Annotated in this window: 18 protein-coding genes and 1 riboswitch; of the genes, 12 read left to right on the plus strand and 6 right to left on the minus strand. The window is 50.1% G+C overall.

Annotated elements, in window-relative coordinates:
- Positions 1-2: 2 nt before the first annotated feature.
- A complete protein-coding gene (locus EZV61_RS11645) occupies positions 3-2135 on the minus strand; it encodes a protein-disulfide reductase DsbD family protein (RefSeq protein ID WP_131415775.1) in 2133 nt (710 codons plus the stop codon).
- Between the two features lie 312 nt (positions 2136-2447).
- Positions 2448-2873, minus strand: a complete 426-nt coding sequence (locus EZV61_RS11650; protein ID WP_131415777.1) for a cyclic nucleotide-binding domain-containing protein — start codon at positions 2871-2873, stop codon at positions 2448-2450.
- 364 nt (positions 2874-3237) lie between these two features.
- Positions 3238-3336, plus strand: a riboswitch (guanidine-I (ykkC/yxkD leader).
- 73 nt (positions 3337-3409) lie between these two features.
- Here EZV61_RS11650 and EZV61_RS11655 point away from each other — a divergent pair.
- From EZV61_RS11655 to EZV61_RS11690, 8 genes are all read left to right on the plus strand, one after another.
- On the plus strand, positions 3410-4459 hold the full coding sequence (locus EZV61_RS11655; RefSeq protein WP_205695375.1) for a putative urea ABC transporter substrate-binding protein: 1050 nt from the start codon (positions 3410-3412) through the stop codon (positions 4457-4459).
- 81 nt (positions 4460-4540) lie between these two features.
- Positions 4541-5371 carry an ABC transporter permease gene (locus tag EZV61_RS11660; RefSeq protein WP_114339515.1) on the plus strand — a complete coding sequence of 277 codons (831 nt, stop codon included), beginning with the start codon at positions 4541-4543 and terminating at the stop codon, positions 5369-5371.
- Positions 5368-6150, plus strand: coding sequence for an ABC transporter ATP-binding protein (locus EZV61_RS11665; protein WP_130567264.1), 783 nt, complete (start codon positions 5368-5370; stop codon positions 6148-6150). The genes EZV61_RS11660 and EZV61_RS11665 overlap by 4 nt, the downstream gene beginning before the upstream one ends.
- Positions 6151-6164: 14 nt before the next feature.
- The gene (locus EZV61_RS11670) at positions 6165-6932 is read left to right on the plus strand and encodes an urea amidolyase associated protein UAAP1 (RefSeq protein ID WP_131415779.1); all 768 of its coding nucleotides are present in this window, start codon (positions 6165-6167) and stop codon (positions 6930-6932) included.
- Complete coding sequence (locus tag EZV61_RS11675) at positions 6922-7560, plus strand: urea amidolyase associated protein UAAP2 (RefSeq protein ID WP_131415781.1); 639 nt, start codon at positions 6922-6924, stop codon at positions 7558-7560. The genes EZV61_RS11670 and EZV61_RS11675 overlap by 11 nt, the downstream gene beginning before the upstream one ends.
- A gap of 112 nt (positions 7561-7672) precedes the next feature.
- The gene (gene uca, locus EZV61_RS11680) at positions 7673-11296 is read left to right on the plus strand and encodes an urea carboxylase (RefSeq protein ID WP_131415783.1); all 3624 of its coding nucleotides are present in this window, start codon (positions 7673-7675) and stop codon (positions 11294-11296) included.
- Positions 11293-13152, plus strand: a complete 1860-nt coding sequence (gene atzF, locus EZV61_RS11685; RefSeq protein ID WP_240695197.1) for an allophanate hydrolase — start codon at positions 11293-11295, stop codon at positions 13150-13152. The genes uca and atzF overlap by 4 nt, the downstream gene beginning before the upstream one ends.
- Positions 13153-13316: 164 nt before the next feature.
- Complete coding sequence (locus tag EZV61_RS11690; protein ID WP_131415785.1) at positions 13317-13739, plus strand: Tse2 family ADP-ribosyltransferase toxin; 423 nt, start codon at positions 13317-13319, stop codon at positions 13737-13739.
- A gap of 228 nt (positions 13740-13967) precedes the next feature.
- On the opposite strand, the gene EZV61_RS11695 is transcribed toward EZV61_RS11690, so the two are convergent.
- A complete protein-coding gene (locus EZV61_RS11695; protein ID WP_131415787.1) occupies positions 13968-15368 on the minus strand; it encodes a hypothetical protein in 1401 nt (466 codons plus the stop codon).
- 952 nt (positions 15369-16320) lie between these two features.
- Between EZV61_RS11695 and EZV61_RS11700 the strand changes: the two genes are divergently transcribed.
- Positions 16321-16845 carry a P-loop NTPase family protein gene (locus EZV61_RS11700; protein ID WP_131415789.1) on the plus strand — a complete coding sequence of 175 codons (525 nt, stop codon included), beginning with the start codon at positions 16321-16323 and terminating at the stop codon, positions 16843-16845.
- Positions 16846-17259: 414 nt separating this feature from the next.
- Positions 17260-17730: a hypothetical protein gene (locus EZV61_RS11705; RefSeq protein WP_131415791.1), complete on the plus strand. Its 471-nt coding sequence runs from the start codon at positions 17260-17262 to the stop codon at positions 17728-17730.
- Between the two features lie 119 nt (positions 17731-17849).
- Here the strand turns inward: EZV61_RS11705 and EZV61_RS11710 are convergent, their stop codons facing one another.
- Entirely contained in the window at positions 17850-19319 is a 1470-nt protein-coding gene (locus EZV61_RS11710; protein WP_131415935.1) for a carbon starvation CstA family protein, read from the minus strand.
- Positions 19320-19598: 279 nt separating this feature from the next.
- On the opposite strand from EZV61_RS11710, the gene EZV61_RS11715 reads away from it, so the two are divergent.
- Together EZV61_RS11715 and EZV61_RS19680 are read left to right on the plus strand one after the other, a co-directional pair.
- Positions 19599-19889: a YkgJ family cysteine cluster protein gene (locus tag EZV61_RS11715; RefSeq protein WP_114338931.1), complete on the plus strand. Its 291-nt coding sequence runs from the start codon at positions 19599-19601 to the stop codon at positions 19887-19889.
- Between the two features lie 185 nt (positions 19890-20074).
- The gene (locus EZV61_RS19680; RefSeq protein WP_338068545.1) at positions 20075-20743 is read left to right on the plus strand and encodes an acyl carrier protein; all 669 of its coding nucleotides are present in this window, start codon (positions 20075-20077) and stop codon (positions 20741-20743) included.
- A 76-nt stretch (positions 20744-20819) separates the two neighbouring features.
- Here the strand turns inward: EZV61_RS19680 and lipA are convergent, their stop codons facing one another.
- Together lipA and lipB are read right to left on the minus strand one after the other, a co-directional pair.
- Positions 20820-21788, minus strand: a complete 969-nt coding sequence (lipA, locus tag EZV61_RS11725; RefSeq protein WP_114338932.1) for a lipoyl synthase — start codon at positions 21786-21788, stop codon at positions 20820-20822.
- Positions 21781-22446: a lipoyl(octanoyl) transferase LipB gene (gene lipB / locus EZV61_RS11730; RefSeq protein ID WP_131415793.1), complete on the minus strand. Its 666-nt coding sequence runs from the start codon at positions 22444-22446 to the stop codon at positions 21781-21783. Before lipB ends, lipA begins: the two co-directional genes overlap by 8 nt.
- Between the last annotated feature and the right edge of the window lie 9 nt (positions 22447-22455).

The following is a 22455-nucleotide window of genomic DNA, read 5'->3' on the forward strand; positions in this document are numbered from 1 at the left end:
GATTACTCCACTGGTGGTTGTCGGTTTGGTTTCACTTGTACCGCTTTGTTTAACGAATCGATCAAAAGTGTCGGGGTTAGCAGCTGTGGTAACACCTGACTGTTACCTTGCTTATCGTAAAGTACATACAGGGGGACGCCTGCATGCTGAAATTGATCCAGGTATTGGGTGATATTGGCATCTCTATGGGTCCAGTCACCGACCAGGTAAGTGATACCCAGCTGGTTAAACGCTTCTTTTACCTTGCTATCAGCAAAGGTTATCCGTTCATTTACCTTGCAGGTTAAACACCAATCAGCGGTCATATTGACCAGCACCGCTTGGTTTGATGACAAGCTGTCGCTAAGCCGTTCCGCGCTATAGGCTTGTTCGGGCAGGGCTTGTTCTGATTGCGTTGCCGATAGAGTGAATTGATAGCTAATGCCAGCAGCGAGAAGCAACCCCAGACTCACAACAAAGGTACGATGCAACTGGCGACGGCGCATCCACACCAACATAGCCACAATCACCCATAGCAGTAGGGTCGCTATCACCGCCAATATTTGATGGTTACTGAGTAGCCAGAGCAACCACACTGATGTCAGCAACAGCGGAAAGGCCATCGCTTGCTTAAAGGTTTCCAGCCAAGGCCCCGGCTTGGGTAACATCGCTGCCAGTCGCGGTAACATGCTGATCGCCCACAAAGGCAGGGCAAGGCCAAAGCCCAATGCCAGCATGATTAGGATCATCTCAATGGCGGGCAAGGTCAACGCCGTACCGATGGCGGGTGCCATCAACGGCGTCATGCAGGGACTGGCGACCACCACGGCCAACACGCCAGAAAGAAACGATGCCTGATGGCCGCCACGGCTGATCTGCGCTTGGCCAACTGACATAAAACGTGCGCCCAGTTCAAACACGCCAAACAGCGCCAGAGCCATGGCGAGCATCAAGGACGCCAGTACCGCCAAAAACCAGGGATCTTGCAACTGAAAGCCCCAGCCGATCTGTTGCCCTGAGTATTTCAGTAGCAGCAGTAAGCCACTGAGTAGCAGGAGCGATGCTTGGATCCCTCCGAGATAGAGCCACCCATGCAAGCGGGCTTCGCGTTTCTCTTTGCCCCTTAACTTCATCAGGCTGACCGCTTTAATCGCCAGTACCGGGAAAACACAGGGCATCAGGTTAAGCAGTAAGCCACCGATCAGTGCCATCAGCATCAGGATCAGCAGTGAATGTGCGCCGTTCTGTGCAGATCCTGCGGGTGCGGTAACGGCTGTGTCCGAGGGGGCTGGCCAATCTCCAGCGGTTGCGCTGAACCGCAGGCGCTTATTATCCGGTGTGATCAATAACCAAGCGGTTTGTTTGGGAAGGGCTGTGAAGTAATCGTTTAGCGCCAGACTGGCCACTAGTGTGTCACCCTGTTGCTGCCAACGGGGCAATGCCGAAGCTTGTACTAAGGACTCTTGTTCGACAAACAGATCGCTGCCAGCCAGCATGGTCAATGATAAATCTGCTGATGCTTGCTGCAACGCGCTGCTGGTAATCGCCAATTGCAGCGTCCGTTGTTCAGCCTCAGCGGAGAGCACTCTGGTGTGTGCCGTCAGTGACAAGGGTGTTGCTGTTTGGCTTCTGGCTTGGCCAAAGGCTGCGGCAAACTCTGTCGGCAGCGGAATGTTGCCGTCCGGTTTTGCCAGCGTCATCTGGAGCGTCGCATTGCCGGGGATACAGCTCTCTTTACACACCAGCCAGCTCACGTCAGCGCGGATATTGATCTCGGGACTCTCTGCGCTGGGCTCGCCGGTCAGTGGCACCAACAGTAGGGTTTCTTCTTCAAAACCTAGGTTAATGATCCCCGCCGCTTCAATCCGCTCAGGCGTTGGCCAAACGATATCACCCGCCTCAACGCCATCTGGTAACGTCCAATTAATCCGTGTCGGTAAACCCGATTCTCCGGGGTTAACCCAGTAGGTGTGCCAATGGTGCTCAGGCCGCAAGACCACCGCCACCCAGTTGGGGGTATCCTGCTGCCAATGACTGAACTCGCTGACCAGCTGGACTTCGATATGGGGATGTTGTTGTGGTTCTGAGGCGGCTTGAGCATTGCTTAATGCCAACGCGTTGATAACAACAACGAATAGGAACAACCATCTGCTCATCTGTTAGGTACTCTCATTAATCATCTCTATGGCAATCTGTTGCAGTGCTCAGTGTAGCGCTGACCACTTACCGCTGACTATACGATCCAGATCGATAAAGCGTTCATTTTGTTTCAAGGACAAAACAGTGAACTTGAGAGCACTAGAATGACAGAGGAGCTTATGTTTTGGAGATGGAATAAGCCGATCTCCGCGGGCGCATTAAACACTACAGGTTGAGGGCTACTGCATGGTAACTGGGAGAACGATGTTTTTACTTAGAAAATAATCACTTATGTCGCTGCCGCAGAGGGGACTAGCCACATAACCTATTCATTTATTTATCACTCTTAGTATCGTTTCAGCACAAAGCATGGAGATGTTTTTGTACAAGGCTAAGGCGATCGCAGGTTCATTTTTTTCAAAGAAAGCAATATGTTCAAATTGCAACGATAGCATTTTTACAGGTTCAAGCACGCGGGCTTTCACCCCCGGGCTGCGTTTGAAAAGTAAACCAAATATACCGACAAAATAGGATTGGTAAGATTCCATCACTAATGATTCCGCCTCGCCTCGCTCTTGCCGGTAATAACCGACTTTACCCGAGAGAATGAGGCTTAGCCTGTCAAAGCAAACACCATCTGAAATCAATATCTCACCCGCTGGTATCTCTTCAATTACCGCGTATTTTGCCAACACAACATGTTGCCGGTGGCTTAGGTCTTTGAAGACAGCCAATGAATGCAGCAGCTCTATCATTTCGTTTTGTGTCATCGTGACTTTGCCCGAGTTTCTGTTGGCTCGTTATGAAGTTAGAAAACGTTGCTATGTCAAAAGCATAGCCTAATATTTCGCAACAATAATTGGAGTGAAGCAGCATTCTGTTTCGATGGTCGAGTATTGCTTTCTTAACTAGGTTGGGCGATGCACTCTAATTGCCCAATCGCAGTGATGTAGATCTCGTTGGCTGCCCCGTTTTGGGGCGGAAGTTTATCTGTCTTGAACTCTGTTTCATTTAATTAACTGTTTTATAAGTGCTTTATTGGTTGGCACAGCATTTGTATTAGTATTTGCAGCAGAAGAGTTGATGGCGTTGTTTGCCTTTACTGTTCCGACAATTTGGAAAATAGTTGGCTAGGGTTCCGGCTTGCATCGCAAGTGTCTGGTCCGAGAGCGAACGACCTCTTTCGAGGTTACACGGCGGGATAAAAGCCCGGGAGGATGAACCGAAGGCAGTGATGCCGTCGTCACCTTCTGCGCAAATAAAAAACGCCAATACGAAAGGGGTACGCTCAATGAAAATCAAAGCCACGGCACTCGCGCTATTACTGCTCGCATCTCCCGCTTCATTCGCTAAAGACAACTTCAAGATCTGTTGGTCCATCTACGTTGGCTGGATGCCTTGGCATTACGGCGAGGCGGAAGGCATCGTAAACAAGTGGGCGGACAAATATGACATCGAGATCGATGTTGTGCAGATCAACGACTACGTTGAGTCGATCAACCAGTACACCGCTGGCGCTTTTGACGGCTGTACCATGACCAACATGGATGCCCTGACCATTCCCGCCGCTGGCGGTGTTGATTCTACCGCACTGATTGTTGGTGATTTCTCCAACGGCAATGATGGCGTAGTGCTAAAAGAGGGCGCGTCACTGGCCGACATTAAGGGCCAACAGGTGAATCTGGTTGAGCTGTCGGTTTCCCACTATCTATTGGCGCGCGGTTTGTCGACCGTGGGTTTGAGTGAAAAAGATATTAAGGTGGTTAACACTTCTGACGCGGATCTAGTGGCTGCGTTTACGACGAAGGATGTGACCGCGGTGACTACCTGGAACCCGCTGCTGTCTGAGATCACGACCATGCCGAACGCGGCGAAGGTATTTGATTCTTCGCAGATCCCTGGTGAGATCATCGATCTGTTAGTGGTTAACACCGACACCCTGAAAGAAAACCCTGCTTTTGGTAAAGCCTTGGTGGGCGCCTGGTACGAGATCATGGGTGTGATGAGCACTGATGGCGACGTCGGTGAGAAAGCCCGTTACGCCATGGGTGTGGCTTCCGGTACCGACTTGAAAGGTTACGAAGCACAACTTGCCTCTACCAAGATGTTCTACACCCCCGCTTCAGCGGTTGAGTTCACCACCAGTGCACAGTTGAAAGACACCATGAAGTACGTGGCCGAATTCTCATTCGAGCATGGCTTATTGGGTGATGGTGCTGCCGATGCCACGTTTATCGGTATCGAAACCCCTGCTGGTGTTTACGGTGACGCAAGCAATATCCAGTTCCGCTTTGATCCCAGCTACATGCAGATGGCCGCTGAAGGCAAAATCAAACTGTAAGCCATTGGCTCATCGAACTCATCAGGATCTGGGAGAGCCAGCCGGTTCTCCCGCTTAGCCTTTGACACCGGAGTCCACGTCATGCGAATCGTGAATCGTCATCCTTCATCACCTATGCGCTGGATATTGGGGCTATTGCCTTTTATCTTGCTGTTGTTGGTGTATATGGCTGCATCAGAAGCGCGGCTGGCTGAAAATGCCAATGACAAGCTGCTGCCCGGCATCACCAAGATGGCTGATGCGATCCAGCGTCTGGCTTTCGAGCCGAGTAAACGCACTGGCGAGTACCTGTTCTGGCAGGACACGGCAAGTAGCTTAACGCGCTTGGCAATGGGTGTGGGTATCAGTGCTTTGATCGGTTTGATTATCGGTTTGGGCAATGGTGCGGTGCCGTTGATGCGCGCCAAGTTGTCGCCGTTAGTGGTCGCTATCTCCTTGATCCCTCCCATGGCTATTTTGCCGGTGTTGTTCATTATTTTCGGCCTCGGTGAATTGTCGAAAGTGGTGCTGATCGTCATTGGTATCGCGCCTTTTATAATCCGCGACATGCAGGCGCGAACCCTGGATATCCCCTCTGAACAGTTGATTAAGGCACAGACCTTGAGTGCCAATAGCTGGCAGTTGATCCAACGGGTGTTGTTGCCGCAGTTGTTACCCCGCCTGTTGGATGCGGTACGTTTGTCGTTAGGCTCAGCGTGGCTGTTCCTGATCGCGGCAGAAGCGATTGCCGCCACTGACGGTCTGGGTTATCGCATCTTCTTGGTTAGGCGTTATATGTCGATGGATGTGATCTTGCCGTATGTATTTTGGATCACCCTGTTGGCATTCCTGATTGACTGGGGTTTGCGTCTGATAAGCAAAAAAGCGTTTCCCTGGTATCACTCGCAACAGAGCCAAGGAGGCCAGTCATGAGCTACATCCAGATTAAAAATATTTGGAAATCCTACGGCGACAACGTGGTGCTTGAGCGGCTCAACAAGAACGTAGAGCAGGGAGAGTTTGTCACGCTGGTAGGGGCGTCCGGTTGCGGTAAAACCACCTTCCTGAAAATGCTACTGGGTGTTGAAATCCCTTCTAAGGGCAGTATCAAGCTAGAAGGGCAGCCGTTGAAGGCGGAGCCTGATGGCGAACGCGGTATCGTGTTCCAGCGCTATTCGGTGTTTCCCCATTTGACCGTGCGCGAGAACGTACTGGTCGGTTTAGAGCTGCAACAAAGTCGTTGGTTAGGTCGCTTATTTGGTGGCGCAAAAGCCAAGGCGTTACTGCAGGTGGATGCCATGTTAGATCGGGTAGGCCTTACGCCTGCTGCTCAGCGTTATCCCCATGAACTGTCCGGCGGTATGCAGCAGCGTTTAGCGCTGGCGCAGGCGCTGGTTGCTAAGCCGAAAGTACTGTTGCTGGATGAACCGTTTGGCGCACTTGATCCCGGCATTCGTGCTGACATGCATACCTTGGTGCGTGAACTGTGGCAGCAGGAAAACTTGACCGTGTTTATGATCACCCACGATCTGTCGGAAGCGTTTGCGCTGGGCTCGCGGCTTTGGGTGTTCGACAAAGTGAGGCACGACCCACAGGCGCCGAACGCCTATGGTGCCTCGATTACCTATGACTTACCGATCCATAAAGACAACCACGCAGACTTGGCACAGCAACTGGATCCCGAGTTAACAACTGTGCGTAAGCTGGCTTAAGTGAGAGTGCAACAATGAGTGAGCAAGAGAGTTACACCACCACCATCCCTGCGGCCAGTCACTGGTCGTTGCGGGTGCGTCGTGGCATGGAATTAAGGATTAAAGATATAGAGGGCGGCGCCAACCTAGGCATGTTGTTCTACAACCCGGAAGATCTGCTGGAGCGTTATAACGCGCCTGACACCCTGAAATGTCAGCACACCTTTAAGCTGACTAAAGGCAACTGTCTCTACTCTGATATGGGGCGTATTTTTTGCTCCATCACGGAAGACAGCCTGGGCTGGCATGACACCGTGTGTGGCAACTCAACCAAGGCCTCTATTGCGAAACGCTTCGGTGATAAAAACTACCAGCAAGCGGGCAACCAGTGGCACCAGAATGGCTACACCGCGTTTCTTGTGGAACTGGCGAAGTATGGCTTGGGTAAAAAGGATATGGCCGCCAATCTCAACCTGTTCAGTAAGGTGTCTGTGGATGATTTAGGCAACCTCAGTTACGTGGCGGATCACAGTCAAGCTGGTGACGAGATCGTGCTGCGCTTTGAGATGGACACGCTGGTATTGCTGCATACCTGCCCGCATCCTTTGCATCCGGCGGGTGAGTATCCGGCTAAGCCTGTGGCGATCACCTTGCAACAAGCCGGTGCGGTCGCTGATGACGATATCTGCTTAACCCACTGCGCTGAAAATGGCCGAGGCTTTAAAAACAACGCGCTTTATCTGGCTGGCGACGCCGGTTTTACATCTGCCACTGGCCATCACGGAGGCTGCCATGATCACTGAAAGTAAACTGAACGCCACTGAGGCGGTGATCGCCGATACTGTGCTCGCCGGTGACTACTACATGAAAGTGGTGAAAGCAGGGCAGACTATGCGTATTGTCGATCTGGAAGGTAATCAGGCCGCTGACACGCTGTTCTATTCCGCTGCTGATCCCAGTGAACGCTACAGCGCCATGGACACCATTCGAGAGCAGGGCAATGTGTTCCTGACTGCGGGCACGGTATTGATGTCCAACGAGTGTAATCCGATGTTGGAGATCGTCGCAGACACCTGTGGCCGTCACGACACTCTGGGCGGTGCCTGTGCGACGGAAAGTAATACCGTCCGCTATGATCTGGAGAAACGCTGCATGCACGCCTGCCGTGACAGCTGGATGCTGGCGGTGGCGGAGAATGAAAACTTCGGCATGACCAAGCGCGATATCACCCACAACATCAACTTCTTTATGAATGTGCCAGTGACTGCCGATGGCGGCCTGACCTTCGCTGATGGTATCTCTGCGCCGGGCAAATATGTTGAATTGAAAGCGGCCATGGATGTGATCGTACTGGTTTCCAACTGTCCGCAACTGAATAACCCCTGCAACGCCTACAACCCAACCCCGGTTGAAGTGTTGATTTGGGATTGAGTTAAAAACGCTTATATAAGCTAACTGTTCGCGCGCCAGCGCCCCTTTGGGACGACCCAGAGGTGAATGAATGATGATGGGACGACCCATCAGGCAAACAGGCAGTTTCTCTATGATAACCACCGTGCTCATTGCCAATCGTGGGGCCATCGCCACACGTATTATTCGTACCCTGAAAGCTCTCGGCTTAAAGTCTGTAGCAGTTTACGCAGAAGCCGATCGCGACTCTCTGCATGTGCAACAAGCCGATCAGGCATTTTCATTAGGTGAGGGCGCAGCCGCCACTACCTATCTGGATCAAGACAAGCTGTTCGCCATCGCCAAGCAGGCGGGCGCCGATGCGATCCACCCCGGCTACGGCTTTCTCAGTGAAAACCCCGACTTTGTGCGCCGTTGCGAGCAAAGTGATATCTGTTTTCTTGGCCCAACACCGACACAGATGGAAGCGTTTGGCTTGAAACACAGTGCCCGTGAACTGGCTGAGCAAAATGGTGTTCCGCTGGTGCCGGGCACAGACTTATTGACCTCACTGGATGAAGCGGTCGCCGCCGCGGATCAGATCGGATATCCCGTGATGTTGAAAAGTACCGCCGGTGGTGGGGGGATCGGCATGCAGCTGTGTGAAGACAAAGACACGTTGCTGCAAGCTTATGATTCAGTGATCCGCCTCAGTCAGAATAACTTTGGGAATGCCGGCGTATTTCTGGAGAAATATATTCAAACCGCCCGTCACGTTGAAGTGCAGGTGTTCGGTGATGGTGCTGGTCATGTGGTTACTTTGGGGGCGCGGGATTGTTCCCTGCAACGCCGTAATCAGAAAGTCGTGGAAGAGACGCCGCCTCCCTGTTTGCCTGCCGCGACCCAAGCGCAGATGGAAGCCACAGCAGAACGCCTGATGTCAGCCATCGCTTACCGCAGTGCGGGCACGGTGGAGTACATTTACGATGTGAGTGACGGTCAGTACTACTTCCTCGAAGTGAATACCCGCTTACAGGTAGAGCACGGTGTCACCGAGGCTATCTTTGATGTGGATATTGTTGCCTGGATGGTAAAACTCGGACAACAAACCCTGCCATCCCTGCCTGAATTGGCCGCCGGGCTTAGCGCCAAAGGCCATGCCATTCAGGTGCGCCTGTATGCCGAAGATCCAAATAAAGATTTCCAACCTTGCGCCGGGACGCTGAGTCAGGTGAGCTGGCCAGATATCCCTGAATTGAGGGTCGACCACTGGTTGTCTGCGGGGCAGTCGGTCTCGCCATTTTTTGACCCCATGCTCGCCAAGGTGATTGTGCATGGTGATGATCGCGCGGACGCCATCGCCAAGCTGCAGGCTGCGCTGGCAGCTAGCCACATCTATGGTATTGAAACCAACCTCAGCTATCTGCAACAGGTGCTGGCAAATGCTGATGTGAATGCCGGTAAGGTGCATACCCGTTTACTAAATAGCTTCAACTACCAGCCCCTGAGTATCGATGTGTTGATGGCTGGCACCATGACCACCATTCAGGACTTTCCTGCGCGGCAAGGCTATTGGGATGTGGGTGTGCCACCGTCAGGGCCATTTGACGATCGTTCATTCCAACTCGGTAACCGTTTACTGGGCAACGACAAAACTGCCGCAGGTTTGGAGATCACTCTCAGTGGCCCGACGTTGCGTTTTAACTGCGATCGCCAGTTAGTGCTTACTGGCGCGGAGATCGAGGCTCAGCTTAATGGTACGCCGATAGCGATGTGGCAGGTGATAGATGTTCGCGCTGGCGACACCTTGCAACTGGGCAAAGTGGCACAGTCTGGTAGCCGCAGTTATCTGCTCGTTGCCGGTGGCATAGACTGCCCCGATTACCTTGGCTCTAAATCCACATTCACCTTGGGACAGTTTGGGGGGCACAACGGTCGTGCTCTTCAGGTGGGCGATACGCTGCATCTGTGTGCCGTCGTGCCGGACGCGAGTCAGACAAGCACAGAGCTAGTGAACGAGCTAAAGCCCAAGGTCGGTAATCGCTGGACACTGCATGTGATCTACGGCCCCCACGGCGCACCTGATTTTTTCACTGCGGAAGATATCGAGATGTTCTTTGGCAGCGACTGGGAGGTGCATTACAACTCCAGTCGTACGGGGGTGCGCTTAGTCGGCCCGAAACCGCAATGGGCGCGCCGTGACGGTGGCGAAGCGGGGATGCATCCCTCCAATATTCACGATAACGCCTACGCCATCGGTACCATCGATTTTACCGGTGATATGCCGGTGATCTTAGGTCCTGATGGCCCGTCGCTAGGGGGCTTTGTTTGTCCGGCCACAGTGATCGCCGCAGACCGCTGGAAGTTAGGCCAACTGCGCGCCGGAGACAAACTGCGCTTTGTGCCAGTGTCTATTGAGCAAGCGGTAGCAGCGGAACAAGCGCAACAGCAGATGCTGGATACGCTAACGCCTCAGGAGTTTCTGTTTTCGCCCTGTTTACCGACCACACCGATAGTCAAAACCCTGAGTCAGGATGATGTCGGTATTGATGTGGTGTATCGCCCCAGTGGCGATAAATACCTGCTGGTGGAATATGGTGAGCTGGTACTGGATATTGAACTGCGTTTCCGCGTGCATGCGCTGATGTTATGGCTGCAGGAAAACTCCCTAGCTGGGCTAAAAGAGCTGACACCGGGCATTCGTTCGCTGCAGATCCATTACGATTCACTGACCTTGTCGTTGACCGAACTATTAGCCCACCTTGAATACGCTGAGCGTTCACTCACCGACTTAGAGTCAATGGAACTGCCATCGCGCATCGTGCATTTGCCGCTGAGTTGGGACGATGAAGCGTGCCGACTGGCGATTGAAAAATATATGCAGTCTGTGCGTCATGACGCACCGTGGTGCCCCAGCAACATTGAATTTATTCGTCGCATTAATGGCCTCGACGACATCGAGCAGGTGAAACAGATCGTGTTCGATGCCAGCTATCTGGTGATGGGCTTGGGTGATGTCTATCTGGGCGCGCCGGTGGCTACGCCGCTGGATCCCCGTCATCGCTTAGTGACGACCAAGTACAATCCGGCGCGTACCTGGACGGCAGAAAACTCCGTCGGTATTGGCGGCGCTTACATGTGTGTGTATGGCATGGAAGGGCCGGGGGGCTATCAGTTTGTTGGCCGTACCTGCCAGATGTGGAACAAACTGTTCAGCGAAGCGAACAGCAGCAAGGAGTTCAGTAAGCCTTGGTTGCTGCGTTTCTTCGATCAGATCCGCTTCTATCCGGTATCAGCTGCTGAGCTGAAACAGATCCGTGAAGATTTCCCCAAAGGCCGCTACCCGCTCAAAATCGAGCAAACCAGCTTTAGCCTGAAAGGCTACAAGCAGTTCCTTGCCGACAACAGCAGTGAAATCGACACCTTTGTCACCGCCCGTGACGCCGCCTTTGATGAAGAGCTACAGCGCTGGGAAGCTTCCGGTCAGATCAACTTTGAGTCGAGTCAGGACCTGGATGTTGCCGATGGCAGCGATGATTGCATGCCGGATAACTGCGTGCCGATAGACAGCCATGTGGCAGGCAGTGTCTGGCAGATGATGGTGGCCGAAGGGGACACCGTTGAAGCCGGACAAACGCTGGCCATATTGGAGTCGATGAAGATGGAAATTCAGGTGACGGCACCCATTGCGGGGATCGTTAATTCGCTACGCCGTAAGCAGGGCGCTCAGATCAACGCAGGTCAGTCACTGATCTGGTTACAGGAGTCATCGTCATGAGCAGCCCAGTAGAGATGAGAACAAACCGTATGCAACAAACCCATACCCGCAGTCTATTCGACTGGTCGCAGCTCGACATCACTATTGCCGGTTTGCAACGGCATTATCAGCAGGGTGACTTCACCCCGCGTCAGTTAGTTCAACACCTACTGACGCTGGAGCAGGTAGATAACCACAATATCTGGATCGAACGCCTGCAACTGCCGCAACTGGAGCGCTATCTGACGGCGCTGGAGCAAACCTCGCCCGACGCGTTGCCACTGTATGGTGTACCGTTTGCGGTGAAAGACAATATAGATTTGGCAGGAGTCGATTCCACCGCTGCCTGCGAAGCCTACCGTTATCAGGCTGATGCCAGCGCCACCGTGGTAGCTAAACTGATCGCCGCAGGGGCTATGCCGATGGGTAAAACCAATATGGATCAGTTTGCCACCGGCTTAGTGGGAGTGCGCTCTCCTTGGGGCGCAGGCAAAAATGCATTTAACCCCGACTATATCTCCGGCGGCTCTAGTTCTGGCTCCGCCGTTGCCACCGCCAAAGGCTTAGTCAGCTTTGCCTTGGGCACCGACACCGCCGGTTCGGGTAGGGTGCCTGCCGCATTCAATAACCTCATCGGCTTAAAGCCCAGCCGTGGCGTGATCAGCTGCAAAGGAGTGATCCCGGCGTGTCAGAGTTTGGATTGTGTGTCGATTTTCGCGTTAACCGTGGACGACGCCAATTTGGCCTTAGCAGCGGCAGAGGGACATGATCTGGCTGATCCCTACAGCCGCCCAAACCCGTTTGACAACAGTGCGCGGCGCTATGGCGCGCTGACTGACAGCAAAACCATTGCCATTCCACTGCCAGAGCAGTTGCAGTTTTTTGGTGATGACACCGCCGCCAGCCTATATCAACAAGCCATAGCGCAACTGCAAGCGCTGGGGCATCAAATTACCGCCCTAGACATGACGCCATTTCTCGATGCGGCACGTCTGCTGTACGAAGGGCCGTGGGTAGCAGAGCGGTATGTCGCCACCGAAGCACTGTTTAACCAAGATCCAGACGCTATGTTGCCGGTGATCCAAACCATAATTGGTGGCGGTGCTAAACCCACCGCGGCCGATGGTTTTAAGGCGATGTATAAGTTGCAGGCCTGCCGTCAGCAAGCAGAGCAGGTGATGGCAAAGGTAGACTTCTTACTGCTGCCCACCACGCCCACCTGCTTCACCATCGCCGCGGTAGAAGCCGATCCGATTAAGCTCAACAGCCAGTTAGGCACCTATACCAATTTTGTTAATCTGTTGGATATGGCCGCCATCGCTATACCGGTGGGCTTCCTGCCAATGGGCGTAGGCTTTGGCGTTACCCTGTTGGGCAAAGCGTTCAGCGATCGCCAGTTGTTGTCATTGGCGAACCAGTTCTGCCAGCACAGCCAACAAACCATCGGCGCGTTAGACAAGCCATTGCCAGCCAGCAGCGTAACCAGCCCCGCAGGCAAAGGGGTTGTCGATCTGGTGGTGTGCGGCGCGCACCTCTCAGGTATGCCGCTTAACTGGCAGCTGAGCGAGCGTGGCGCAGTTAAAATCGCAGAAGGTATTACTTCTGCCGACTACCGCCTGTTCGCCATGGCAGATGGCCGCCCAGCCATGGTGCGTGATGAACAGGCTGGCGCTGGCATCGCCGTGGAAACATGGCGCGTGCCAATCGAGGCATTTGGCAGCTTTGTCGCTGATATTCCAGCCCCGCTGGGCATCGGCAAAGTACAATTGGAGGATGGCGCTTGGTACACCAGCTTTATCGCCGAACCCCGCGCCGTTGAGGGTGCAACTGAGATCACCCACTTAGGTGGTTGGCGAGCGTATTGTGCCAAGGGATAGTTAGTATTTAAGCTGAACCCAAAAGGCGTCAGCGTGATTAACGCTGGCGGCTTTTTTTGTCGGAGGACACAGTAATTTAATCGGATGTGATGTTTTTAATAGGTTGTAACAGCGATCTGATTGGGTTAGCTTTTTAGCCTATCTAACGAACAAGGATGTTTGATATGCACACGCCGATTCAATTCTATGTCACTCTCCCCTTCGACTTGTTTCGCCTAGGGAGAAAATCTAAAGCAAAATTTGACTATATCCGAACCACGCCTCCCAGAGACTTTGAACAGACTTGGGATGTAAAGGTATATCAGAAAAATGGTGTCGATGTTGTCGATGCGAAGTCTGGTGGCTTAAGTCTGTTTAATTATCGTAATCCGCGATTTGGTTCTTTATGGTGGAAGTTGCCCAAGCACAGTAAAATGCCGAGTGGCTTGCACGTCTCACTTGATGATGGTGGGCGGGATGGTAAACACCATTTTACGATCCGTCCTCTTACCGATATGCCATTAAGTTTATATTTGTCAAAGCTACAGCAGTTAGAAACTTTGGCTCGACCTTGTTTCTTAGGTGCTACAGACTCTCAGGTAGGTTAAATATGTTCAGCCTTAGCGAACAGCGAATGATGATACAGATATTGAAGCACCACTTAGCGGAGGGACAAAAATCCTTGGCTGAACTTGATGAGGATTCGGATGAGTATATGGAGAAAGCAAATGACCTTATGCTTGTTGATAGCTTAATTGCGAAGCTTGAAAGGGGTTAAATTGGTGAGGGCGGAATACCCGCCCTGTGTAATGCCTAAATTAAGTTTTGTCCTAGTGTCATGCATTTTTCATATCTTCTAAACAGCTTAAGAATTCTTTTGAAGACAGCCCTTTTTTCAATGCGTTTTCCCAATCAAATGTGTATTTGCTTTCTGAAGTTATAAGTTCACTTTCGAGTACGCGAGATATATCTCTAATATCATACGCCCTGTTTAGATCTGGATTGATTGAGTTAGTATTAATGTCAAACAATCTTATCATCTTCAATAATGATTTGTATTTGCTTTCTTCAAATTCATAAAGCAAATTTAGTGAGTTTGACAGGTGTTTAACTCTATGTTCAATGTTGATTATCTGTACACCTTTTACAACTGTTGGAATACTAATGTGTTTAAGACCTATTTTGTCTTCTATCATTAATATCCTTTGTGTTATCGGGAGTATGGACTCATTTTTAAAACTATCTGTTTTAATCCAGGACTTAACAGACTCTTTCAATACTACATCTCGTAGCTTAGAAAATTTTACAAAATCAAATAACTCGTTGCCTGCAATGTCTTTCTCTGTGAAGGCATCGGTACCACCTCCTAGCTCTATAATGGCAGGAATAGCTATTTTTTTTGCATTCTCGGCTAGATTTTCAATTCTCTTTTGATAATTTTTAACCATAAAATAAAGTGTGCAGAACTCTCTGATTACTTCTCGATCAGGGAGATGATAAGGTGATGTTGATGTGTTTTTAGGGTATATAGCCCTGTAAGTTCGTAGTGGGTCTAATATATCATAACCAAAAATTTCTTTTTGTTTGCACTCTTCAATGTATTCAATGTATTCTTTTCTGTGGGTCAGCCAATAGTCCCTAGCGTTTTTATCTTCGGATAATTTTATTTGTTTTTGAGAGTTTGAAATTTGCGTTTCTGCTTTTTCTATTTGTGCTTGAGTTTGTGTGGTTCTGTGAAATCTGGCAACCATAACCGATGCTGGAATTATTACGTATAGAAATATCTTGAATGGTAATGACATCCTGTCAATGAAGTTGTCATAGCATTCGCTAGTAAAACAATATTCAGTATTGACAGATAAAGGGATTGAAAGGCCGAAAGCTATTGCTGCGGGCAGTGATATTACTAGCCAAAAAATAGGTTGGTGATGAAGTGCGTCCGTGGACAAGTTAAACTTGCTATCTCTTATTGAACAATACCTTAGGCAAAGAGTTGATGTGTATGCACTAACCCAAAAAAGGCCATATATTGATAGTAGTGGCTTTTTTAAAAGTATACTGAGCACTATAAATAAGACCCCTACAAAAAGCACTGTGTATACGTCTTTAACACTAAATGTTTTACCACCAAGTTTACGTAAAAATTTAAGAATAAAGAGAATTGATACTACTGTGATCACGGTAAGAATAAATGACCAAAGTAGAAGATTCGTTTGAATCCATTCAATGAATGGCATGACGTACTTTCCTTGATGGTGTGCTATATCTGTATCAGATAATATCTATAAGCAAGGATGCATACAATGCGTATCGTGCTGGAGATTAAGCCCATGAAGATTACAGAGGGAGCAGGGGACATCCATCTGAAGTGCTCCGAGGACACCCATCCGAAAATCTCGCTAACTGACTCCGATTTTGTGCCGTTTACTCTGCACCAGATAGGAGTCAGAAGCACTAGTCTAGATGATAAGGAATGGGTGTCCTAGCCCGATTTGCCGCAGTATGTGTCGTGCTTATCTTCCGGTGAAAACAGTCTAAAGCGAGTGCTCACGGACAAAAGCGGCTCTTAAACAATCTATCTGTTATGTTCTGCAACGAAGGCTGTTGTATGAAATCCGTTAGCGGGTGATGATTTAGACTATTGAATGTGCTCTGAGGGGACACCCACCCGAAAATCTCGCAAACTGACTTCGGTTTTGTGCTGTTCACTCTGCACCTGATAGGAGTCAGAAGCACTAGTCTAGAAAATGCTGATTGGTGTTCTAGCCCCAAGCTTAGCTGCGGTTCGTGCTACTGATATACCGCTAATCGTTCGTTACTCATATGATGATTGCCCTACAATCGCTCCATCCGTTTAATATCGTGCTTGGACGCAACACGCCCGTTCAGTTAACGACAGGCTAGTCGATTCAGGATGTGGTTGATCCGATTCAGCAGGCACCAAAGTCAAATAAGAGGTTTGAGTCGTCAGCTGGAGTTGCTCTATTTTCATACAAATGCGTTGACAGCTGGCTTGCCTTATATGAGAGTGGCTATATGACATTGAGAATAGAACAACTTAAAGAACGAATTATCATCATTCCTTAGGAATGGTGGGATCCTTGATGTGCTTTTGTTTATTGAACCCACCCGTAAAGGTGGGTTTTCTGTATCTGCCTTATGGGAAGTCTCTCATTCGGAGAAGTTCACATGAAGAAGGTTGCAGTTTTTGGTAAGCCGGGCAGTGGGAAGTCGGCTTTAAGCAGAGCGCTTGCTTTGGCGACAGGTATACAGCTTCATCATCTAGATTCAATTGTTTATAAACGAAATGGTGAAGTTGTTGAGCGCGAGGTTTTTAATCAAACACATGAAAGCATATTGAGCTCAGAGAGCTGGATCATTGATGGCTTTGGGCCTATCGGTTCATTCAATAAACGTTTGGAAGCGGCAGATACCTTGATCTATATAGATCTTGCCTACCCCGTTAGTTACTGGTTTGTAACGAAGCGCCTAATCAAAGCCCTATTTGTTAAGCCTGAAGGCTGGCCAGATGGTAGTTCAGTACTTAAAGGCACATTAGAGAGTTATAAGGTCTTAAGGCTATGCCCCAAGTTTTGGAATGATGATTTTTTGTCTAGGCTCACAGAGCTATCGAGTAGCAAAGAGGTTCACGTGATTAAGACTGTCACAGAGTTGAACAACTTTGTGCTTCAGAAAGCCAATCGCTTTGTCTGAATATGCTCTGAGGGGACACCCACCCGAAAGTTCTCAGGGGACACCCACCCGAAAATCCAGCTAATTGACTTCGGTTTTGTGCTGTTTACTCTGCACCGGATAGAAATAAGAAGCGCTAGTCTAATGGGGGCTAGCCAAGCGTCGCAGTTGTACAAGCATTTGGTGTAGGATTTGAACTTTGTGCATCCCGATCGCCTCCGTGCAGGGTGAGATAGGATTAGTTTTTGGCGAAATAAATTAGATCAAACCACGGAGTGCGCTTCTACTTTTATGAATTTCCTAGGGATTATGAGGGGGTTCGCTAGATTGCGGCGCTGGAGGATCCCCTCGTAAATCCTCCAGTCCGTTGAGAAATAGACCTGTTCAGCGATATCTTTGCCATGTCTAACTTGAGTTCTATATAAGTATGAAAAAATGAAAATTGCCCTTCTAATTACCTTTTTTATATTTGTCTCGGCAGGGCCGGTTTGTGCGATCTATTTTCTTTCTCTTACTGAAACGGATTGTCTGGAGATTGACCAAGTCAGAGTGATACTCGATAAATCTCGGCAACTTGAAGAACAAGGGCTGCTGCAAAGTGCCAGGCAGGGGTATAAACAGATCGACCTCTATGCTTGCCGCCGCAGCGATGAACAGCGTTATGCTATTGATAGGATGATGATGCTTGGCAAGAATATTCATCAAGCTTATGACGTTACCATGGAATTGATCGCCATTTATCATCAAAAGCATGGTGAGTATCCATCTGATCTTGGTGATATAAGAGCGTTTGTGCCTGACAACTACCTTCAGGCATTTAATGGCTTCCGATTGATAACTAAAGACGATGGTACAGTAGATATTGTTACGGGGTTGTATGGTTCGGTGTCTTTTCGTTTGAATTAGTGCACCACACTATCCGTTTCCATGGGTACCGGAGCCACTGACAAGTCACTCCATCTCAGTCATTGAAAAAGGCGCTAATTCAGCGCCTTTTTCATGTTTTGCTATCGGTCACTTAGCTTCTAAGGCACCGCTGGCAGCTCTCTTCTTTTGTTTAGGAATATCAGAGCCGTTAAGCAGATCACGCCAGTCGCGATCCCTGCGGGTTGACTCATCGATTGCGGTAATCCAAGGCCGATACCTGCCGTTAAGATGTAAGAGACGGTGACACAGGTGCCGACGATTGCAGGCAAGCTGACAATCCAGTGGAATGCGTTTCGGTCGAATAGATACTTAGTCGCCAGCCACAATACGCTGGTGGAAAGCAGCATGTTTGAGAACGCGAAATAGCGCCAGATCAGCGAGAAATCAATTTTAGTCATAAAGTAGGCGATGATCAGGATAGGTAAGGCTAGCAGCAGTCGATTGCGAATGCTTTGTGGGATCTTAAACGCATCAATGATGGTTAGACGCAGTGAGCGGAACGCAGTATCGCCAGAGGTAATAGGAAAGACTGCCACGGCGATAATTGCCATCACACCACCAGCAACCCCTAGGTAGCTGGTCGCCACTTGATTCACTACTAAACCGGGACCTCCTGCGTCCAGAATGCTCTTCAGTTCAACGTAGCCACCTGGGAAAGCAGCGATGCCCGCCGTTGCCCAAACACACGCGACGAGCCCTTCCGACATCATTGCGCCGTAATAGACCGGGCGAACATATTTCTCATTGGTTAGGCAGCGAGCCATGATCGGTGCCTGTGTTGAATGAAAGCCGCTAATGGCCCCGCAGGTGATGGTGACAAAAAGCAGTGGCCAGACGGGTAGGCCATCGGGATTGGGCTCAAGTAGATCGCTGTTGTAGTGGCTGTGATCGAAGTAAGCAAAGATGTCACCCACCTCCGGCAGTTGCGGGGCGCTGATCAGCAGTGCGGCTGCAATAGAAACGGTCATTACGATCATCAGTAACCCAAACAGGGGGTAAAGCTTGGTGATGATCTTGTCGATGGGGAGTAGGGTGGCTAAAAAATAGTACCCCAGAATGACTAATACCCAGAAGGTGTTGTTGGCAAATATCGTACCTTCAAAAAACTCCAGGTTACTCAGCAGGCCGGCTGGGCTCATGATGAATACGACACCTACAAAAAACAGTAGCATTGCCGTAAACAGCAGCATGACGCCTTTGAAATAGACGTTAAAATAGTGTCCGGCAATTTCCGGTAAGCTCTTACCTTCCTCTTTAATACTCAATACACCAGAGAAATAGTCATGTACGGCACCACCAATAATATTGCCCAACACAATCCATACTAAGGCGATAGGTCCATAAAGCGCGCCGAGAATAGGGCCAAAAATTGGCCCAACCCCAGCCACGTTGAGGAACTGGATCAGGTAGGCTTTCACTGGGTGTACGGGCACGTAATCAACCCCATCACTAAATCGTGACTGGGGTGTTTTGGCGTTGATATCAATACCCGCCTGCTGTTCTACAAAGGGGCTATAGAACTTGTATGCCAAGAGTAGTAACGCGATACAGATAAAGAAGATAAACATGTTTTGCTGTCCATGCTGTTTAATAATTATCCCTTGAGTGTCATTCACACCGATTGCTTGGTCAAGCTTTCTCCTATTAGACCAAGGTCGGGGTTGTTAAGCCGGTATGATGGTGATAACCAACTGAAATAATTCGATAGTTAAAGTGACACTTTGTTTTGCAACTAGGCACACGATGCAGCCCGTGGGGCGATAAGCGCTGGCGCGGTGTAGCAAACCTTTGCTCATGGTTGCGCTATTTGGCGTATGATGCGGTAACTGAATTGAGTGCAGATAGACGTGACGATAAAGATTAAAAATATAGCTGAGCCTGAGATCACCTGTGCCAATTGCCAGGCTTGCTGCTGTCGTTTAGAAGTGATGCTAATCACCGACACGGGTGTTCCTGCTGAGCATATTTCGGTTGATCAGTTTGGTAGCGAAACCATGCTGCGTCTAGCTGACGGTTGGTGTTCCGCGTTAGATCGTGAAACCTTGATGTGCACCATCTACGACAATCGCCCCTGGATCTGTCGCGAGTTTGAGATGGGCTCCTATGAGTGCATTGTTGAGCGTACTGAAAACATGTAACGGACTTGTCGTTGCTATTAGCGAAGCAGATAGGCTGAATGTCGTATTGGCATTTCCGGTGTGTTAAGCGAAGCGTGCGCGAAGGTGATGATTTGTGCCTATTCCATAGAAAACTAACGTGTTTGTAGAGCTGTTTAGGAGAATACCGCTGTCTTCAGGGATCGAAATATGACGAGGAAGTATGTATGGGGTTAGATGCTGTTGAGCTGGTGATTGCATGTGAAGATGAATTTGGTATAGCAATACCGGATGAGGCGGCAGGAAGTATTACCACGCCTGCCATGCTTACTGATTATATTTATAAGCGTCTACGAACAGCTGAATCCTCGTTTTGCCCGTCACAGCATGGTTTTTATCATGTTCGACAAGTGATGATGAAGTCCCTCGGGGCGCGGCGGGAGCTGTTGCGCCCTGATTCGGAAATGAAGGCGTTTCTAGCTGGCGATATCGATATCAAGTCTGTTTGGCGGCAATTGTCTAAAGCACTGGGTGACGCGGATTTGAGTCCCTTGGAAATCAATCCAAAAGTCAGAATGACGCTGTTTTGGTTGTTCCCAGTGTTACTGGCAGGAACCTTGTATTTATGGAATACCTCTTTGCCGCTGAGCGGTGTCGTTGGCGTTATTTACATGATGGTTGCTGCACTGATTGCGCAGTGCTTTAGGGATACTATCCCGCAAAAATATCAGTATCTGAAGGATTTCATCCCTTACGTGACATCATCGAATGAGAAGCTTTGGCAAAGAGGTGATGTTTTGGCTCGGGTGATGGAGTTGACCTCTGAACAATCAGGTGTGCCACTCGACCAATTTTCTGAGTCTTCTCATTTTATCGACGATATCGGCTTAGGTTAGGCACGCTTTCGTCAGTAAACAAAAAGCCCCATCATTTGACGGGGCTTTTGCTATTCAATCACGCAACAGCGAAGGCTTACTTCACCTCTTCACCGGCTGCCTGGCGGTCAGCGTGGTAGCTGGAGCGTACTAATGGGCCACATGCGGCGTGGTCGAAGCCCATATCATCGGCTTTTTCACGGAACATGCTGAACTCATCAGGATGGACGTAGCGTTCTACCCGCAAGTGATGGCGGCTAGGTTGCAGATACTGGCCGATGGTCAGCATCGTGGCGTTGTGCGCCCGCAGATCCGTCATTACTTCAAGGATCTCTTCGTTGGTTTCGCCTAAACCCACCATCAGACCTGATTTGGTTGGTACATTAGGGAACATCTCACCAAAGCGCTTCAATAGAGTTAACGACCACTGATAATCCGCACCGGGACGCGCTTGCTTGTATAGGCGTGGTGCGGTTTCTAGATTGTGATTGAACACATCTGGTGGCGCTGTTGCCAGTGCTTCCAGCGCACGATCCATCCGGCCGCGGAAGTCTGGCACCAAAATCTCAATTTTTATCTGTGGGCTGAGGGCGCGAATTTCACGCACGCAATCGGCAAAATGCTGGGCACCACCGTCACGCAGGTCGTCGCGGTCAACCGAGGTGATTACGACGTACTTTAGTTTCATGTCGCGGATGGTTTCCGCCAGTTTTTTCGGCTCTTCTGGATCTAAAGGCAACGGTTTGCCGTGGCCAACATCGCAGAATGGGCAGCGCCGTGTGCAGATAGCTCCCATGATCATAAAGGTGGCGGTACCGTGGTTAAAGCATTCCGGCAGGTTAGGGCAGGCAGCTTCTTCACATACGGAGTGCAGGCCATGGGCGCGCATTGCGCCTTTTATCTCTTCGATGCGTTGACTGGATGCGGGGAGCTTTACCTTCATCCAAGGTGGCTTGCGCAGCATCTCTTCTTTCTCAGTCGGGATCACTTTGACTGGAATGAGCGCCATTTTATCGGCATCACGGAGTTTTACTCCGGCTTCGAGGCGACGTGGTTTTTCACTCATAAGTTTTATCTGACTCGTCTATGACTTCTATCTGCTCGGCGGTTAAGCCCAGCTCGTCAGCTAATGCGTTAATCAGCACTGGCTGCAATTCATCTATGTTATCCGTGCCACCTAAGTCGGCGACCTGGGTCATCAGCAGTCCAGCATAACCACAGGGGTTGATGCGCTGGAACGGTGATAGATCCATATTGACGTTTAGCGCCAATCCATGGAACGAACAACCTTTGCGGATCCGCAACCCGAGGGATGCGATCTTATCGCCACTAACGTATACACCCGGCGCATCGGCCTTGGGATAGGCATCGATATCATACTGCTTGAGTGTATTGACGATGGCTTGTTCTATCTGGGTAACGAGTTCACGTACCCCCAGCTTTTTCCTGCGCAGATCCAGTAGGATATAGGCAACCAGCTGCCCTGGGCCGTGGTAGGTAACCTGACCCCCTCTGTCTACCTTAATCACCGGGATGTCACCGGGCGCCAGCAGGTGTTCTGCCTTGCCTGCCTGCCCCTGAGTAAATACTGGCGGGTGTTCTACCAGCCAGATCTCGTCAGTGGTGTCGGCGCTGCGGTGATCAGTAAAGTCACGCATCGCATCCCAGGTTTGCTGGTATGGGCGTTGGCCTAACTGACGGACGATAAGAGATGGGTTATTCAAATTGCAACT

Source organism: Corallincola luteus (assembly GCF_004336975.1).
Taxonomy (GTDB): Bacteria; Pseudomonadota; Gammaproteobacteria; order Enterobacterales; family Neiellaceae; genus Corallincola; species Corallincola holothuriorum.

What these genes read in the sequence shown, in the direction of transcription:
- EZV61_RS11645 (WP_131415775.1), bottom strand. Translation starts at nt 2,135, where the DNA reads ATGAGCAGATGGTTGTTCCTATTCGTTGTTGTTATCAACGCGTTGGCA.
- EZV61_RS11695 (WP_131415787.1), bottom strand. Translation starts at nt 15,368, where the DNA reads ATGCCATTCATTGAATGGATTCAAACGAATCTTCTACTTTGGTCATTT.
- lipA (WP_114338932.1), bottom strand. Translation starts at nt 21,788, where the DNA reads ATGAGTGAAAAACCACGTCGCCTCGAAGCCGGAGTAAAACTCCGTGAT.
- EZV61_RS11660 (WP_114339515.1), top strand. Translation starts at nt 4,541, where the DNA reads ATGCGAATCGTGAATCGTCATCCTTCATCACCTATGCGCTGGATATTG.
- EZV61_RS11655 (WP_205695375.1), top strand. Translation starts at nt 3,410, where the DNA reads ATGAAAATCAAAGCCACGGCACTCGCGCTATTACTGCTCGCATCTCCC.
- atzF (WP_240695197.1), top strand. Translation starts at nt 11,293, where the DNA reads ATGAGCAGCCCAGTAGAGATGAGAACAAACCGTATGCAACAAACCCAT.
- EZV61_RS11675 (WP_131415781.1), top strand. Translation starts at nt 6,922, where the DNA reads ATGATCACTGAAAGTAAACTGAACGCCACTGAGGCGGTGATCGCCGAT.
- EZV61_RS11700 (WP_131415789.1), top strand. Translation starts at nt 16,321, where the DNA reads ATGAAGAAGGTTGCAGTTTTTGGTAAGCCGGGCAGTGGGAAGTCGGCT.
- uca (WP_131415783.1), top strand. Translation starts at nt 7,673, where the DNA reads ATGATAACCACCGTGCTCATTGCCAATCGTGGGGCCATCGCCACACGT.
- EZV61_RS11670 (WP_131415779.1), top strand. Translation starts at nt 6,165, where the DNA reads ATGAGTGAGCAAGAGAGTTACACCACCACCATCCCTGCGGCCAGTCAC.
- EZV61_RS11710 (WP_131415935.1), bottom strand. Translation starts at nt 19,319, where the DNA reads ATGTTTATCTTCTTTATCTGTATCGCGTTACTACTCTTGGCATACAAG.
- EZV61_RS19680 (WP_338068545.1), top strand. Translation starts at nt 20,075, where the DNA reads ATGGGGTTAGATGCTGTTGAGCTGGTGATTGCATGTGAAGATGAATTT.
- EZV61_RS11665 (WP_130567264.1), top strand. Translation starts at nt 5,368, where the DNA reads ATGAGCTACATCCAGATTAAAAATATTTGGAAATCCTACGGCGACAAC.
- EZV61_RS11690 (WP_131415785.1), top strand. Translation starts at nt 13,317, where the DNA reads ATGCACACGCCGATTCAATTCTATGTCACTCTCCCCTTCGACTTGTTT.
- EZV61_RS11650 (WP_131415777.1), bottom strand. Translation starts at nt 2,873, where the DNA reads ATGATAGAGCTGCTGCATTCATTGGCTGTCTTCAAAGACCTAAGCCAC.
- EZV61_RS11705 (WP_131415791.1), top strand. Translation starts at nt 17,260, where the DNA reads ATGAAAATTGCCCTTCTAATTACCTTTTTTATATTTGTCTCGGCAGGG.